Genomic DNA, 13898 nt, shown 5'->3' with positions numbered 1-13898 from the left:
CGTCAGGGGAGTGCGGGCCGCAAGGCTCGCACTCCTCGCCCGTTGTCAGGCGATCTCTTCGAATCCGAGAACCGAGTAGAGTTCGCGGGCCCCGCCGTGTCGCGTGTCGAGACGCAGGGCGAGGGAGTCGAAGCCCCACCGTGAGCAGCGTGTGGCGACCTCGGAGACGAGGGCTGTCGCGATGCCACGCCTGCGGTAGTCGGGGGCGACGATCAGGTCCACCACGAAGGGGCAGCCCGGCGCATCATCCCAGGGGGATTCGCGGATGACGAGGATCGCTCCGACGAGCGTTCCCCCGTCCCACGCGCCGATGAACGAGTCTTCCGTGGTCGCCCCGAAAGCGCCCTCAAACGTCAGGCGTAGTTCTTCGGAGGTTTCCAAGAGCGCCTCGGGCGTGACGTCGTCGCCGTACGCCTCGAGGGTAAGCGCCGCGAGCGCGGGGATGTCGAATGTTGTGAGCGTGGCGATCTCAATACCCTGAGGCCGATTCGCAGCTGACAACGCGTCCAGGGGGGCATGTAGGGTTCGAGCTTCCATAAACCAACTATAGGTGAGGATGCTCACTTTGTCATGGGTCTTGAACGGATTCTTACAGACCCCATCTGATGAGGGCGAACGCCCCTCAGATGTAGAGGGCCGGCTCCTCGAAGAAGTAGTTGGGATCGACAATGAGATCGCGGTCGCGCGTGTCCTTTTCCGGCTTGGGCAGCAGACGCGCGGGCACGCCGATTGCGACGTTGCCGCAGGGCACATCCTTGACGACGACGGCGTTCGCGCCGATCTTGACACCCGTGCCCACGGTGATGGGTCCCAGGACCTTCGCGCCCGCCCCAATCATGACGTGGTCACCGACGGTGGGGTGACGCTTGCCCGGCGTCATGGCGACGCCGCCGAGGGTGACGCCGTGGAAGATGACGACATCGTTGCCGACCTCGGCGGTCTGGCCGATGACGACGCCCGTCGCATGATCGATGAAGACGCGGCGTCCGATGGTGGCCTCGGGATGAATGTCCACGCCGGTGACGGCCCGGGCCATGGAGGAAAGGGCGCGCGCGGGGGTGTGGGCGCCGTGAGTCCACAGAGCGTGGGAGACGCGGTGCGTCCACAGGGCGTGCACGCCCGGGTAGGTCAGTGCGATCTCCAGGGCGGAGGTGGCCGCGGGGTCGCGGCGCTGCGCTGTCACGAGATCCTCGCGGAAAAGCCCGAGTGCCTTGGTGGGCAGGGCGCGCGACAGGGTCTTCGACAGGGCGCGTACGGTGAGCTTCACGAGTTCCTCCTGGACAGTCGACTGAGACGGAAACGAACAGGTAGCCCCGGACATTCCATCCGGGGCCACCTTAGCGCGTCGAGCTGGAAAGATCAGTCCTCGAGGCCCGCGAACAGGGCAGTCGAGAGGTAACGCTCACCCGTGTCGGGCAGGAGCGTGACGATCTTCTTGCCGGCCAGCTCGGGGCGGGCGGCGACGGCGGCCGCCCCGGCCAGGGCAGCGCCCGAGGAGATGCCCACGAGCAGACCCTCTTCGGCGGCAGCACGGCGAGCGAACTCGAGGGCATGCGCGGTCTCGACGGAGATGACCTCGTCCACGATGTCCGCGTCGAAAGTCTCGGGCACGAAGTTGGGCATGAGGCCCTGGATGCCGTGCGGGCCGGGGGTGCCGCCGGTCAGCAGGGGAGACTCGGTGGGCTGAACGGCGATGATGCGCACGTTCGGGTTCTTCTCCTTGAGAACCTTCGCGACGCCAGAGATGGTGCCGCCCGTGCCAACGCCGGCGACGAAGACGTCAACCTGGCCGTCGGTGTCGGCCCAGATCTCCTCACCGGTGTGCGCCACGTGGGCGGCCGGGTTGGCGGGGTTGGTGAACTGGGAGGCGATAATCGCGCCGGGGCGCTCGGAGGCGATGCGCTCGGCCTCGGCGACAGCGGCGGAGACGCCGCCCTTCGGGTCGGTGAGGACCAACTCGGCGCCGAATGCGCGCACGATCGCGCGGCGCTCGACGGACATCGAGGCGGGCATGACGATGACGACCTTGTAGCCGCGTGCCGCGCCCACCATCGACAGGGCGATACCCGTGTTACCGGAGGTAGCCTCAACGATCGTGCCGCCGGGAGCCAGGGCACCCGAGGCCTCGGCTGCGTCGATGATCGAACGGGCGATGCGATCCTTCACGGAGGAGGCGGGGTTGAAGGCCTCAACCTTGGCGACCACGTCGACGCCGTCGCCGGCAACGTGGTTAATACGGACGAGAGGGGTGCCGCCGATCAGATCAGCGACGGTGGAGGCGATGCGAGCCATGAGGGGTCCTTCCTAAGCAGGTGTACCCCTGAATTGTCATCCCGCGCTCGGAGCTTCGTCTAGTTCAATTCGCCGTGTTTCCACGTAGCGAAACTTTGCAACACCGGACGAGGCCTGGGCAAGGCACGCGTCAATCGAGTCGCGGTCGCTCGGATCGATGGCAATGCGCAGCGTGACATCCGCGCCCCAGATCGTGTCGATGACCGCCGCCCCTCGCGCGCGAAGCTCGGCCTCGATGCGGCCCGCGTCCCCGGGGTTCAGCTGGGTTTCGAGGATGTCTCGCCCGACCAGATAGGCAATGGGGGCGCGGGCGACAGCCTCGGACACGGAGGTGGAATAGGCCCGCACGAGGCCGCCCCCGCCCAGGAGGATTCCGCCGAAGTAGCGGGTGACAACCGCCGTGGTGTTCCACGTGTCAGAGGCGCGGAGGGCCTCCAGCATCGGAGTTCCGGCCGTGCCCGAGGGCTCGCCGTCGTCCGATGAATGCTGCAAAGGTGCGGCGTCTGGCGGGTCGATCAGGTATGCGGAGCAGTTATGGCGGGCCTGCGGGTGCTCGGCTTTGACTGCGTCGATGAGCTCGCGAGCCTCCTCAGGGGTGTCCGTCCGGGCGAGCGTCGTGATGAAACGGGACCGCTTGATCTCAATTTCGTGGGTGAGGAGCGTGCCGGAGGTGAGCGTGCGAAGAGCGGACATGCGCCCAGTCTAAGGGAGAGGGGCCGCCCTCAGTCTGTAACCAGGATCGCAGGCGCGTAGGCTCTCGCGATGTGCTTCAGGGGCAGGTCCGTGGTAGTCTTGTCGGGTTGTCGCCGTGCGCCCGCGTGGCGCACCGATCAGAATAGTCGTCGAGAAAGAAGAGGAGCGGTAAGACATGGCAGTTCCCAAGCGCAAGATGTCCCGTGCGAACACCCGCACCCGCCGGTCTACCTGGAAGGCTGATCTTACCGAGCTGAACACCGTCAAGGTTGCCGGCCGTGAGATCCGCGTGCCCCGCCGCCTGGCCAAGGCCTACAAGAACGGCCTCCTGGACGTCGAGGGCTGACCTCGCATCCACGCACGGGCCCGGGACTTGTTGTCCCGGGCCTTTGTCATGCCCGTAATTCCTGAATACGTGCCCCCGGCCCCATCGGTCGTTGGCGCGCGCCTCATACGAGTACCCGAAAAGGAACGCACATGAGCCTGCCGATGTCTCTGCCCGCCGCGAGCGTGGGAGTGGGCCACGGCCTCTTCGCCGCGTCGAGCACGAGTGACACCGAGGGAGCCATCGTCTCCCTCTTCCTGATTGCCGCCGCTGCGGCCATCGCGCCCCTGCTGTCCTCGCTCACGCGCAAGCGCGTGCCCGACGTTGTCTGGCTGCTCATCCTCGGCGTCATCATCGGGCCGAACGTTCTCGGGCTCGCATCTCTCACCGAGCCGATCTCCGTGTTCCGCGAGGTCGGCATGGGCATGCTCTTCCTCATCGCAGGCACCGAAATCGACGTCGAAGAGGTGCATGGGCGGGCGGGGAGGCGCTCGCTGCTCACGTGGCTGGCGTGTTTCGGTATCGGCCTGGCCGTCTCCTGGGTGGCGGTCGCCGCGTCGGGGACGACGGGTGTCGCCACCGCCACCTACATTGCGCTCGCGATCGCGCTGACCTCGACCGCGCTCGGCACCCTGCTGCCCATCCTCATGGAAGCCGGCGTCATGGGGACGACGACCGGCAAGGCCGTCCTCGTCCACGGCGCCGTCGGCGAGCTAGCACCCATCATCGCCATGTCGCTGCTGCTGTCGGCACGCAGCCCGTGGGCCGCGGCGATCGTTCTGTTGCTCTTCGCGTTGGCCACGGTCCTTGCGGTTGCCATCCCGACGCGCTTCATCCTGAAACATCCCGCGATCGGGCGGACGATCCTCCACGGGGCGCAGACCTCGCAAAAGACGCTCATGCGCGTCGTCATGCTCGTCCTCACCGGCCTCATGGCGCTGTCCGCGGTCATGGAACTGGACATGGTGCTCGGCGCGTTTGCGGCCGGCATCATCGTGCGCGCGCTGGCGCCCGGCAACTTCACGATGGTTGAGAGCGAGCTGCGCACCCTCGGCTTCTCTTTCCTGATCCCGCTGTTCTTCGTGACCTCGGGCATGAACATCTCGCTCAGCGCCGTCGCGGGCTACCCGTTCCTGCTCGTCGCCTTCGTCGGCGCAATCCTCGTGGTACGCGGTGTGCCCATCGTCCTTCTCGAACGTTTCCACGGATCAATCGAGCGAGTCGGCTGGATGGACGCGATGCGCATCGGCCTGTACGGCGCGACGGGCCTGCCTATCATCGTCGCCGTCACGGAGCTGGGCGTCTCGACGCGAGTTCTGCCCTCGTGGCTCGCTTCGCTGCTTGTCGTCGCCGGCGCACTGTCCGTGCTGCTCTTCCCGCTGCTCGCATTCCTGCTGGGCCGCGCTGGTGGAAAGGCACGCTAACCTCCGCTAGTCTTACAGGCGGTGCACCGCGCCACGCCTCCGTAGCTCAATGGATAGAGCGAGGGCCTTCTAATCCCGAGGTTGCAGGTTCGAGTCCTGTCGGAGGCGCGTTTCCCGCACGGTCGGAGTTACCAAATCGACAACCGAGACGCCTAGCGCCGATGCCAGGCTGTCCAATTCTTCAAGCTGCCGGGGGCGCTTTCCGGTCCATTGTTTGTTGACGGATGACTGGGTAATTCCCAGCATCTGGCCCAATCGGACCTGATTGTACCCCAAGCGCGCTGCTTCAGTGCGAACGTTCGCCGCGACGATATCACGCTTCGTGAGCTGCTTTGCCTCGGTGCGCATGATGTTGCTTGACCGACCTTTGGACAGTCAGTAGCGGCACAATTGGTGACTGCTTGGATCTGCTTCGCTCATTCCTCTCGTTCGTGTTCTATCTCAACATCAATCACAACATTCGCTATCAGTGCTTTCCTCGACGTTGTTGCCCGTGAGGACGCTCTAAACATACGTGCAATGGGCAACTTGCAAACACTGATGGCGGTAACTATCGGAGCGCGTCAATCGACGCTGTCTCAGCGCGTTAACTGCGAATCGCTTTGCTGGAGCGGTGAATCGGCGTTGTCGCCGGTGCACTCGGCGGGGCTAGCTCGCGCATACGGATAGGTTGTGACGATGTGCATAACCTATCCGCGAACGCGCTGGACGAGGTGTGTCGCGGGGCCCAGTCAGAACCTCGGGCACGACCCAGCGCGGCACTGAGGCTGGGGAGCATGGTCAGACACGTGGGGCGCGTGTGGGGGAGCAAGCCTGCGGTGCCGAACGCAGCTTGCCGAGCGTAGGTCCGCAAGCTGACACGTCATGCGCCGATGTGAAGTCTTGTGGGGCTGTCAATACGAATAACTCATGGAGATGAGACGGGCGCTGTCACAAACTCCCGTTACGTGGACCCCTCCTGCGCCACCTGCACGAAGGCGGACATACTGGAGTCATGAACGCGCGAACGAACACCACCCGTCGCATGTGCGGGTCTATTCGTGCCCGAATGTGCAGCTGACACCGACGTCCGCCATTCCTTAGGCTCGCGCTCCACCACCACACCACCCGCGACAATGCGCACCCACGTGGAAGCCAGCCGCCACCCGAGAGTTACACCGTGCCCTTCTCAGACGACACCTACGCCTGTCCCTGCACCCACGACCACGAGCCCACGCTCCTGTCTTTCGAGGTTATGCCCCCGCGCAGGCCCTCCCTGGAAGAACCCTTCTGGAACACGGTCGATCAGCTTCTGCGCGTGCGCCCCGACTTCATGTCCGTCACCTACGGTGCGGGCGGCAAGGATCGCTCTAACGCCCGCTCGACGGTCCATCGCCTCGTGCGTGACACCCCGATCCAGCCGATCGCGCACCTGACCTGCGTGGGTAACTCGACCGAAGAGGTCGTCTCTACGGTCTACGACTACCTGGACTCTGGTGTGCGCACCTTCCTGGCGCTGCGCGGGGACCCGCCGGTGGGACAGGACGGTTGGGAGCCCGGCCCGGGCGGCGTCGGCAGCGCCACTGAGCTCATTCACCTGATCCGCACTGTCGAAAAGCGTCGCTGCGACGCCCACCCGGGTGAGGCGCTGCGCTCCGCCTTCAAGCCTCTGACCATCGCCGTCGCCGCGTTCCCTGCGGGCAACCCCGCAGCCGGAACCACGCCTGCTCAGGAAGTCGAGCGCCTCCTCGTCAAGCAGGCCGCAGGCGCCTCCTTCGCGATTACGCAGCTCTTCTGGGACGCCGAGGTCTACGCCTCCTTCGTCGAACGTGCCCGCCGCGCCGGCGTCACCATCCCGATCGTGCCCGGCCTGCTGCCGGCCACCGACCCGGCCCGTCTGCGCCGCGTCCAAGACCTCACCGGTATTGAGGTCCCCGAATACCTGCTGACGACGCTCGCCGACTATCCCCGCCAGGACGCGCGCGACGAGTTCGGCGCAGTCTTCGGCTCGCGACTCATTCATTCCGTCCTAGAGGCGGGCGCGCCCGGCGTCCACCTCTACACCTTCAACCGCTCCAAGCCCGTCTTGGACATCCTGGCCCTCATGGGAGTGAAGCCTGACCCGCTGCGGTCCCAGGCATCGTCCCCCGAAACGCGCGCCTGAGCGCATCACCATCCACCCTGCGGCAGGGTGCGGGGCTTCCCGCGCACGCCGAACGAGTAGCACACCCAAGGAGAAAACCATGTCCGCTGCGACCACGCAGTTCCCCACTTCCACGATCCTGGCCTATCCGCGTATTGGCCGTGGCCGTGAGCTCAAGCGTGCCCTCGAGGCCTACTGGGCCGGCCGCATCACCGAGGCCGAGTTGATCCAGGCTGCCAACGATCTGCGCAAGGAGAACCTCGCGCGCCTCGTCGAGCTTGGCCTGAACCCCTCCGATGCCTCCCTGGCCGACGCGCCCTCCCTGTACGACCACGTCCTGGATGCCACGATCCTCCTGGGTGCCATCCCGCCGCGCTTCGCTGGGCGCGAGGGCCTCGACCTCTACTTCGCGCTCGCTCGCGGTGACGACAATGTCGGCCCCGAAGAGATGACGAAGTGGTTCGATACGAACTACCACTACCTCGTCCCCGAGATCGGCCCCGACACGCCCCTGCGTTTCGCCGACGACACGATTACCCGCCGCTTCACGGATGCCCGTGAGTGGGGCTATGTGACCCGCCCGGTTCTGGTCGGCCCCGTCACCTACCTGGCGCTGGCCAAGGCTGACCCGGCGACCCCGGACTTTGACCCGCTCACCCGCATCGACGAGGCCGTGGCCGCGTACGAGGAGGCGCTGGCCTCCCTGCACGCAGCGGGCGCCCCGTGGGTTCAGCTCGACGAGCCTGCCCTGACTTCGGACAACCTGTCGCGCACCCGCGTCGAGCTGGGCGAGCTGGCTGCCCGCGTCTACGAGCGCCTGGCCGCCTCTCAGAACCGTCCCCAGATCCTGCTCACCACGCCATACGGCGATGCCTCCCACGCGGTGGGCGCTTTGGCTAAGACTGGTGTCGAGGCCCTCCATGTCGACACGCTGCGCGGCGCGCTGCCCAAGGGCGCCGACCTGTCCGGTGTCACCCTCGTCGTCGGCGCGGTCGACGGCCGCTACATCTGGCGCGCCGACCTGGCCCAGCTGCGCGAAACCCTGAAGGCTGCCCAGGCCCTGGGTGCCGCCCACGTCGCCGTCGCCACCTCCAACTCCCTCCAGCACGTGCCTCACGACACCGCGCTGGAGACCTGGGACGACGCGACCCTTAACGAGAACCTGCACGCCTGGCTCGCCTTCGCCGACCAGAAGGTGCTCGAGGTCGTCACCCTCGCCCGCGGCGTGGATGAGGGCTGGGAAGCCATCGATGCCGAGGTCGCCGAGGCCACCCGCGTCCTTGAGCAGCGCGCCGCCGCCCCCGGCGTCGTGCGCCCCGAGGTCCGTAGCCGCACCGCCGCCCTGACCGACGCCGACCGCGCCCGCGAGCCCTACCTCGAGCGCGAGGCCGCCCAGACCGAGCGCCTGCACCTGCCCCCGCTGCCCACGACGACCATCGGTTCGTTCCCGCAGACCACCGAGATCCGCAAGGCTCGCGCCGCCAACGCACGCGGCGAACTGTCCGACGCGGACTACGAGGCCCGCATGCGCGAAGAGATCGCCTCGGTCATCACGCTCCAGGAGGAGCTGGGACTCGACATGCTCGTTCACGGCGAGGCCGAGCGTAACGACATGGTCCAGTACTTTGCCGAGCTGCTCGACGGCTTCGCGGCCACGCGCAACGGCTGGGTGCAATCCTATGGCTCGCGATGCACGCGTCCCTCCGTCCTGTGGGGCGACGTCTCGCGCCCCGCGCCCATGACCGTGGGCTGGACCAGCTACGCCCAGTCGCTCACCGACAAGCCCGTCAAGGGAATGCTCACCGGCCCCGTCACCATCATCGCGTGGTCCTTCCCGCGCAACGACCTGCCCCTCGGCGAGATCGCCGACCAGATCGGCCTTGCCCTGCGCGACGAGGTCTCCGACCTCGAGGCCGCCGGCATCGCCGCGATCCAGGTCGATGAGCCCGCCCTGCGTGAGCTCCTGCCTCTGGACGCCGACTGCCACGCCGACTACCTGAACTGGTCCGTGGGATCCTTCCGCCTGGCCACCTCCTCGGTGCGTCCCGATACTCAGATTCACACGCACCTGTGCTACTCCGAGTTCGGCCAGATCATCGACGCCATCAAGGGCCTGGACGCCGACGTGACGTCCATCGAGGCGGCCCGCTCCAAGATGGAGGTCGTTCCCGAGCTCGCCGAGGCAGGCTTCGACCACGGCATCGGCCCCGGCGTGTGGGACATCCACGCCCCCCGTGTCCCCGGCACCGAAGAGCTCGCCGAGCTCATTGGCCTGGCCGCCGACGCCGTTCCGGTCTCGCGCCTGTGGGTCAACCCCGACTGCGGCCTCAAGACCCGCGGCTACGTGGAAACAAAGGCGTCGCTGGACAACCTTGTCTCTGCTACTCGGCAAGTGCGTGCCCAGCGCGGCCTGGAGAGCTGAGCGTTCTCCTAGGCGATAGGTGAGGGGCGGGCCCTATGGGTCCCGCCCCTCACCGTTTGCGTCTGGGCGGGCGCGCGGACGTGTGCGGTGGTGATCCGTGCGGGGGAGCGGGCATTTGTGCCCGCGAATGTAACGGCGAGAGAATGTGATGGCCGATGGGGGAGTTAGCGGGCTACCTCCCGTCACGGTGCTTATTCGGCGGTATTGCAATGTTTAATGGATGGGCATGGGGGAGTGGGCAGCGAACAATGCTCGTCCGTCATGCGAACATACGCTGTCACACAGTCTCATTGTGTGGACACCATGTTGCTCGGACGGAATCCGTCCGACAGACTTAATGCCATGACGACCTTCGCGAACCCCATGTGCTGCCCCTGCGGTGGCATGATGTCGCGAATGTGTATGTGATTGACGCCCCAGATACCCCTGTCAATCACCGCCGCAGTGATATACCCACGCCGATAGTGGGAGTGCGGCCCCGAAGAATCGGATACACCCATGACCCTCGTCAACACCCCTGCCGCATCCGTCCGCGCTGCCAACGACACCCCCACCTCCTACGAGGAATTCCTCGACGTCCTGGCCGGCCTGCGACTGAGCTCCTCCCGAATCGACATTGACATCGATCGCGGCCAGGTCACCCTCGACGGACGCGATGCCGGCCTGTCCGCCAAGGAACACGACCTCCTGGCCCACCTTGCCGCCAACGCCGACCGCTCCGTTACCCGCGACGAGCTCTTCGCCTCCGTGTGGGCCGATTCCGACCTCGGCTCCGACTCCCGCACCGTGGACGCCCACATCCGCCGCCTGCGCAAGAAGCTCTCCATCCTGCCCGACCTTATCTCCACGGTCCGCGGCGAAGGCTACCGCTTCAACTCCACCCCCTCCGTCCGCGTTCGCGTCACTCGCCCCGTCACCCTCGCCGCCTAAGCGCCCTCGCGGCGGACCCCGCCGCCACACCCAGCCGCGCCCCCGCGCGCATCGGCCCAGCGGCCACCCTGGTCGGCTCCCAGCCCAGCCATCCGCACGGGCTGATAAAAGGGGAGAGAGGCCGCGGCCTCGTCCCCGAAACCGCGCCCTCTCAGGCGTTTGTATCGACTCCCTTAGATCACGAGTCGCGTGATCTCCGAATCCAACGGCAGCTCCTCCACATGCAGGGGGGAGGCTTCCATGCGGTGTCGAAGCCCGTCGATGTCATCCGGGTTCGACAAATCGATGCCTACCAGCGCGGGGCCGAGTTCGCGGTTGTTCTTCTTCGTGTACTCGAAATGCACGATATCGTCCGCGGGACCCAGCACATCTGACAGGAAGACGCGCAGCATGCCCGGCTGCTGCGGGAAGGTCACGAGGAAGTAATGACGCAGGCCCTCGTGGCGCAGTGAGCGTTCCATGACCTCCGCGTAGCGCGTCAGGTCGTTGTTACCACCCGACACGACGCACACGATTGCGCCGTCGGAGCGGCCCAGCAGCGCCTTGCGATCAGCCGGATCGGTCAGGTACACGTGCGCGGCCGTGGACGCGAGAGCGCCGGCAGGCTCGGCGATGACGCCGTCAGACTGGTAGAGCTCCAGCATCTCCGTGCACACCGCGCCCTCCGGGACGACCAGCACGGAATCAACGAACTGCGAGGCAATGTGGAATGGGAGCGAACCCGCGCGGCCCACCGCCGTGCCGTCCACGAAAGGATCAACCTTCGCCAGAGACATCGGCTGCCCCGCCTCGAGGGCCACGTGCATCGACGCCGCGCCCGCTGGTTCCACGCCGATGATCTTCACCTCCGGCCGGTTCGCGCGCAGCCACGTCGCGATACCCGCGATGAGGCCGCCGCCGCCCACGGGGACCAGGATGGCCGCCGTGTCTTCGGGCATCTGCTCCTCGAGCTCGACGCCGATCGTGCCCTGGCCGGCAATCGTGAACGGATCGTCGTAGGGATGAACGTAGGTGCGGCCCGTGGCGCGCGCGGCCTCCTGGGCCAGCGCGTTCGCGCGGTCGAACGTGCCATCCACGATGACCTGCTCAATCCACTGCCCACCAATCGTCGCGATACGGCGACGCTTCTGACGAGGCGTGTTCGAGGGAAGGTAGATCGTACCCCGCACGCCCAGGTGGGCACAGGCGTATGCCAGGCCCTGTGCGTGGTTACCGGCCGACGCGCACACGACGCCGCGTTCGCGCTCGGCGGGGGACAGGAGCGACATTCGCGCGTAGGCACCGCGCACCTTGAAGGAGCGGCACTTCTGCTGGTCCTCACGTTTGAGCAGAATACCCACGCCGGCCTCGGTGGACAGACGCTCGGAACGATCCAGGTTCGTGCGAACGGAAACTCCCTCCAGGGCGGTGGCTGCCTGACGGATATCCTTCGGCGTGGTCACGTGAGAACTAGCGGTCATGGGAACTCCTTCCAATACCCTTCTAGTGTAGTAGTGGCCACCGCCCCCAGGTCCCACCCAACCGTATGACCCAGAGCGCACTAACATAGAAGGCGTGAAAACTGTGAAAGACCCCCTGGTCTGGATTGACTGCGAAATGACCGGCCTGGACGTTCAGCGCGACGCCCTCATCGAGGTGGCCGTGGTCGTGACCGACGGCGACCTCACGATTGTCGACCCCGGCATGGACGTGCTGATCACGCCGCCCGCCGAAGCCCTCGACAACATGAACGACTTCGTGCGCAACATGCACACCTCCTCCGGGCTGCTTGATGACCTGCAGACGTCGGGCCTGTCCATGGAAGAGGCAACCGAGCAGGTCCTGTCCTACATCAAGCGTTTCGTGCCCCAGCAGGGCAAGGCTCTCCTGGCGGGCAACTCGGTGGGCACCGACAAGATGTTCCTCGAGGCGAACATGCCCTCCGTCATCGACCACCTGCACTACCGCCTGGTGGACGTGTCCTCCATTAAGGAACTGGCCAAGCGGTGGTACCGTGTCGCCTTCGCCGAGTCGCCCGACAAGCACGGCGGTCACCGTGCGCTGGCGGACATCCTAGAGTCCATCCAGGAGCTTGAGTACTACCGCCGCGTGCTCTTCCCGGCCGAGCCGGTCACCACCGAGCGCGCGCGTGAGGTTGCTCGCGAGGTCGTCGCCCTGGGTATTCCCGCTATGGGCGAGGCCGCCAAGGCCTGATTTCATTCGTGACGCTAAGCGGCGGCATCCCCGAGGGGTGTCGCCGCTTCGCTGTTTCGGGAGTGCTGGCTGTGCGCAGCGTGGCGTCCACAGGGGCGTGTACGCAACGCTCGTTATCCACAGGGGTACGAGGCGAACGCGCGTCATCCACAGGGTGCGCTGTGGCGCTTGAAGTGGTGTGGCATGTGGGGCTTTCCTGGATGCATCCGGCCAACGCCGGCCAGAACGGACAAAGGATGCAACGATGCAGGACATATCGACGACCCTGAGGGGCCGTATCGGATCAGAACCGATGATGAAGCACGTCAAGGGCGACGTCTGCGTGACGACCTTCCGGCTCGCAATGACGAAGTGGCGCTTCACGAGCGACGCGCGCACGGGCAACGCCTCCTACGTGGAGGACGGCGCCTACTGGTACACGGTGGAAACCTGGGACACGCTTGCCTCCAACGTGTTCCGTAGCTGCCGTAAAGGCGATCCCGTCGTCGTAGTCGCCCGACCCGTTCCAAACGGTTGGATCGACGGTAATGGGCAGATTCGGTCATCGATCGTCTACCGGGCCTCCTCGGTCGGCCACGACTTGGCCCGCGGCACCTCCCAGTTCACGAAGAATGGCGCGCACGCGACCGATGAGCCTGCGGGCGGGACGCAGGGGGATCCCTATTCGACGAGGCAGGGGCCGGGATCGGCGGTCACGGCTCAGGCTGGGGAGCACCAGGGCTCCCTGGGCACCGACGTGCACGCTCACGTAGCAGCGCCGGATCAGGGAACGGACATCCTGCCCGATGAGGCGGCGCCCTCTCAGAGTGAGCCGACGCCCCACGCTCCGACTGGCGCAGTGGGCGTAGAACTCTCTGTGCTTCCCGCGCTCGAAGAACACGAAAGGTCCGAGGAACAATCCTCGGACCCGGGTAGGAGCTCGTCGTCATGCTTCGACTATTCGGCGCTGGAAGGCGGACACGCCGATGCGACGAAAAACGATGCGTTCGAGCCTCTTGATGGCGACGCGGACGAGCCGCCCGATGCCGCCTAGTCGGACGCGTCCACGATCGCGACCTGCGCGATGGCGTACTCCCCGTCGTGGCTGATGGACACGAGCGCTCTCCACGTGGAAGGCGCCCCGAGTGACTCCTCGCAGGCAGCTGCGACTCGGCCGTGCAGCGTGAGAGCGGGACGGTTCCACTCGTCGTGGCTGACCTCAATTTCGTGCCAGTCGACGTCGTCGGTGCCGATGAGAGGAGGGGAACCGAAAAGGGCGCACGACCAGGCCTTGATAAAGGCCTCCTTTGCGGCCCACAGGCCGCCCGCGTGACGGGCCACGGCCTCGTCATAGCGGGCGGAACTGGGGTGCGCGCCAGAGGTAGCGGCGGCGCGGGCGCGGACCCGGCGGGCCTCCCTGGGCGTCAGGACGCCATTCAGGAAGGCCGAACCCGGCTCCCTCACCTGAGCGGCAAACTCAGGGAGGGACACCAGGTCAACGCCGAGTCCGCGCATCGC

General features: G+C 66.3%; 14 protein-coding genes and 1 tRNA gene. 8 read left to right on the top strand and 7 right to left on the bottom strand.

The features are described 5' to 3' along the window. Nucleotides 1-45: 45 nt before the first annotated feature. The 4 genes from FOC40_RS07145 to FOC40_RS07130 form a co-directional block, all read right to left on the bottom strand. Nucleotides 46-537 carry a GNAT family N-acetyltransferase gene (locus tag FOC40_RS07145; RefSeq protein WP_003795188.1) on the bottom strand — a complete coding sequence of 164 codons (492 nt, stop codon included), beginning with the start codon at nt 535-537 and terminating at the stop codon, nt 46-48. An 85-nt stretch (nt 538-622) separates the two neighbouring features. Beyond that, entirely contained in the window at nt 623-1267 is a 645-nt protein-coding gene (gene epsC, locus FOC40_RS07140; protein WP_034512663.1) for a serine O-acetyltransferase EpsC, read from the bottom strand. Nucleotides 1268-1359: 92 nt separating this feature from the next. Further along, nucleotides 1360-2292, bottom strand: a complete 933-nt coding sequence (gene cysK, locus FOC40_RS07135; protein WP_003795191.1) for a cysteine synthase A — start codon at nt 2290-2292, stop codon at nt 1360-1362. Nucleotides 2293-2328: 36 nt separating this feature from the next. Next, on the bottom strand, nt 2329-2985 hold the full coding sequence (locus tag FOC40_RS07130) for a YigZ family protein (RefSeq protein WP_003795193.1): 657 nt from the start codon (nt 2983-2985) through the stop codon (nt 2329-2331). Nucleotides 2986-3160: 175 nt separating this feature from the next. Here FOC40_RS07130 and rpmF point away from each other — a divergent pair, with 175 nt between their 5' ends. The 3 genes from rpmF (at nt 3161) to FOC40_RS07115 (ending at nt 4842) form a co-directional block, all read left to right on the top strand. After that, complete coding sequence (rpmF, locus tag FOC40_RS07125) at nt 3161-3331, top strand: 50S ribosomal protein L32 (RefSeq protein WP_003792889.1); 171 nt, start codon at nt 3161-3163, stop codon at nt 3329-3331. Between the two features lie 131 nt (nt 3332-3462). Continuing rightward, nucleotides 3463-4734, top strand: coding sequence for a cation:proton antiporter (locus tag FOC40_RS07120; RefSeq protein ID WP_003795194.1), 1272 nt, complete (start codon nt 3463-3465; stop codon nt 4732-4734). A 35-nt stretch (nt 4735-4769) separates the two neighbouring features. After that, a tRNA-Arg gene (locus FOC40_RS07115) sits at nt 4770-4842 on the top strand. Here FOC40_RS07115 and FOC40_RS10690 read toward each other — a convergent pair. Further along, a complete protein-coding gene (locus FOC40_RS10690; protein ID WP_231126077.1) occupies nt 4804-4980 on the bottom strand; it encodes a helix-turn-helix domain-containing protein in 177 nt (58 codons plus the stop codon). The genes FOC40_RS07115 and FOC40_RS10690 overlap by 39 nt on opposite strands. Nucleotides 4981-5893: 913 nt before the next feature. On the opposite strand from FOC40_RS10690, the gene FOC40_RS07105 reads away from it, so the two are divergent. The 3 genes from FOC40_RS07105 to FOC40_RS07090 all read left to right on the top strand — a co-directional run bounded on the left by FOC40_RS07105 (nt 5894) and on the right by FOC40_RS07090 (nt 10208). Further along, complete coding sequence (locus FOC40_RS07105) at nt 5894-6877, top strand: methylenetetrahydrofolate reductase (protein WP_003795201.1); 984 nt, start codon at nt 5894-5896, stop codon at nt 6875-6877. A 79-nt stretch (nt 6878-6956) separates the two neighbouring features. After that, the gene (gene metE, locus FOC40_RS07100; RefSeq protein ID WP_155844128.1) at nt 6957-9278 is read left to right on the top strand and encodes a 5-methyltetrahydropteroyltriglutamate--homocysteine S-methyltransferase; all 2322 of its coding nucleotides are present in this window, start codon (nt 6957-6959) and stop codon (nt 9276-9278) included. Nucleotides 9279-9776: 498 nt separating this feature from the next. Continuing rightward, nucleotides 9777-10208, top strand: coding sequence for a winged helix-turn-helix domain-containing protein (locus FOC40_RS07090; protein WP_003795209.1), 432 nt, complete (start codon nt 9777-9779; stop codon nt 10206-10208). Between the two features lie 173 nt (nt 10209-10381). Here FOC40_RS07090 and ilvA read toward each other — a convergent pair whose 3' ends face one another. After that, entirely contained in the window at nt 10382-11668 is a 1287-nt protein-coding gene (gene ilvA, locus FOC40_RS07085) for a threonine ammonia-lyase IlvA (protein WP_003795210.1), read from the bottom strand. A 136-nt stretch (nt 11669-11804) separates the two neighbouring features. Between ilvA and orn the strand changes: the two genes are divergently transcribed. Together orn and FOC40_RS07075 are read left to right on the top strand one after the other, a co-directional pair. Beyond that, the gene (orn, locus tag FOC40_RS07080; RefSeq protein ID WP_003795212.1) at nt 11805-12401 is read left to right on the top strand and encodes an oligoribonuclease; all 597 of its coding nucleotides are present in this window, start codon (nt 11805-11807) and stop codon (nt 12399-12401) included. A gap of 244 nt (nt 12402-12645) precedes the next feature. Beyond that, complete coding sequence (locus tag FOC40_RS07075; RefSeq protein ID WP_003795214.1) at nt 12646-13434, top strand: single-stranded DNA-binding protein; 789 nt, start codon at nt 12646-12648, stop codon at nt 13432-13434. Here FOC40_RS07075 and FOC40_RS07070 read toward each other — a convergent pair. Beyond that, entirely contained in the window at nt 13431-13895 is a 465-nt protein-coding gene (locus FOC40_RS07070; protein ID WP_003795216.1) for a holo-ACP synthase, read from the bottom strand. The two genes, FOC40_RS07075 and FOC40_RS07070, sit on opposite strands and share 4 nt — an antisense overlap. Nucleotides 13896-13898 lie beyond the last annotated feature (3 nt).

It is taken from the genome of Schaalia odontolytica (assembly GCF_009730335.1).
Taxonomy (GTDB): Bacteria; Actinomycetota; Actinomycetes; order Actinomycetales; family Actinomycetaceae; genus Pauljensenia; species Pauljensenia dentiphila.
Note: the sequence above shows the minus strand (reverse complement) of the source record. Positions and strands in the feature narration are given on the sequence as shown.

Coding starts and splice junctions, on each gene's coding strand:
- FOC40_RS07145 (WP_003795188.1), bottom strand. CDS start 537: ATGGAAGCTCGAACCCTACATGCCCCCCTGGACGCGTTGTCAGCTGCG.
- cysK (WP_003795191.1), bottom strand. CDS start 2,292: ATGGCTCGCATCGCCTCCACCGTCGCTGATCTGATCGGCGGCACCCCT.
- FOC40_RS07130 (WP_003795193.1), bottom strand. CDS start 2,985: ATGTCCGCTCTTCGCACGCTCACCTCCGGCACGCTCCTCACCCACGAA.
- rpmF (WP_003792889.1), top strand. CDS start 3,161: ATGGCAGTTCCCAAGCGCAAGATGTCCCGTGCGAACACCCGCACCCGC.
- FOC40_RS07120 (WP_003795194.1), top strand. CDS start 3,463: ATGAGCCTGCCGATGTCTCTGCCCGCCGCGAGCGTGGGAGTGGGCCAC.
- FOC40_RS10690 (WP_231126077.1), bottom strand. CDS start 4,980: ATGCTGGGAATTACCCAGTCATCCGTCAACAAACAATGGACCGGAAAG.
- metE (WP_155844128.1), top strand. CDS start 6,957: ATGTCCGCTGCGACCACGCAGTTCCCCACTTCCACGATCCTGGCCTAT.
- FOC40_RS07090 (WP_003795209.1), top strand. CDS start 9,777: ATGACCCTCGTCAACACCCCTGCCGCATCCGTCCGCGCTGCCAACGAC.
- ilvA (WP_003795210.1), bottom strand. CDS start 11,668: ATGACCGCTAGTTCTCACGTGACCACGCCGAAGGATATCCGTCAGGCA.
- orn (WP_003795212.1), top strand. CDS start 11,805: ATGACCGGCCTGGACGTTCAGCGCGACGCCCTCATCGAGGTGGCCGTG.
- FOC40_RS07075 (WP_003795214.1), top strand. CDS start 12,646: ATGCAGGACATATCGACGACCCTGAGGGGCCGTATCGGATCAGAACCG.
- FOC40_RS07070 (WP_003795216.1), bottom strand. CDS start 13,895: ATGCGCGGACTCGGCGTTGACCTGGTGTCCCTCCCTGAGTTTGCCGCT.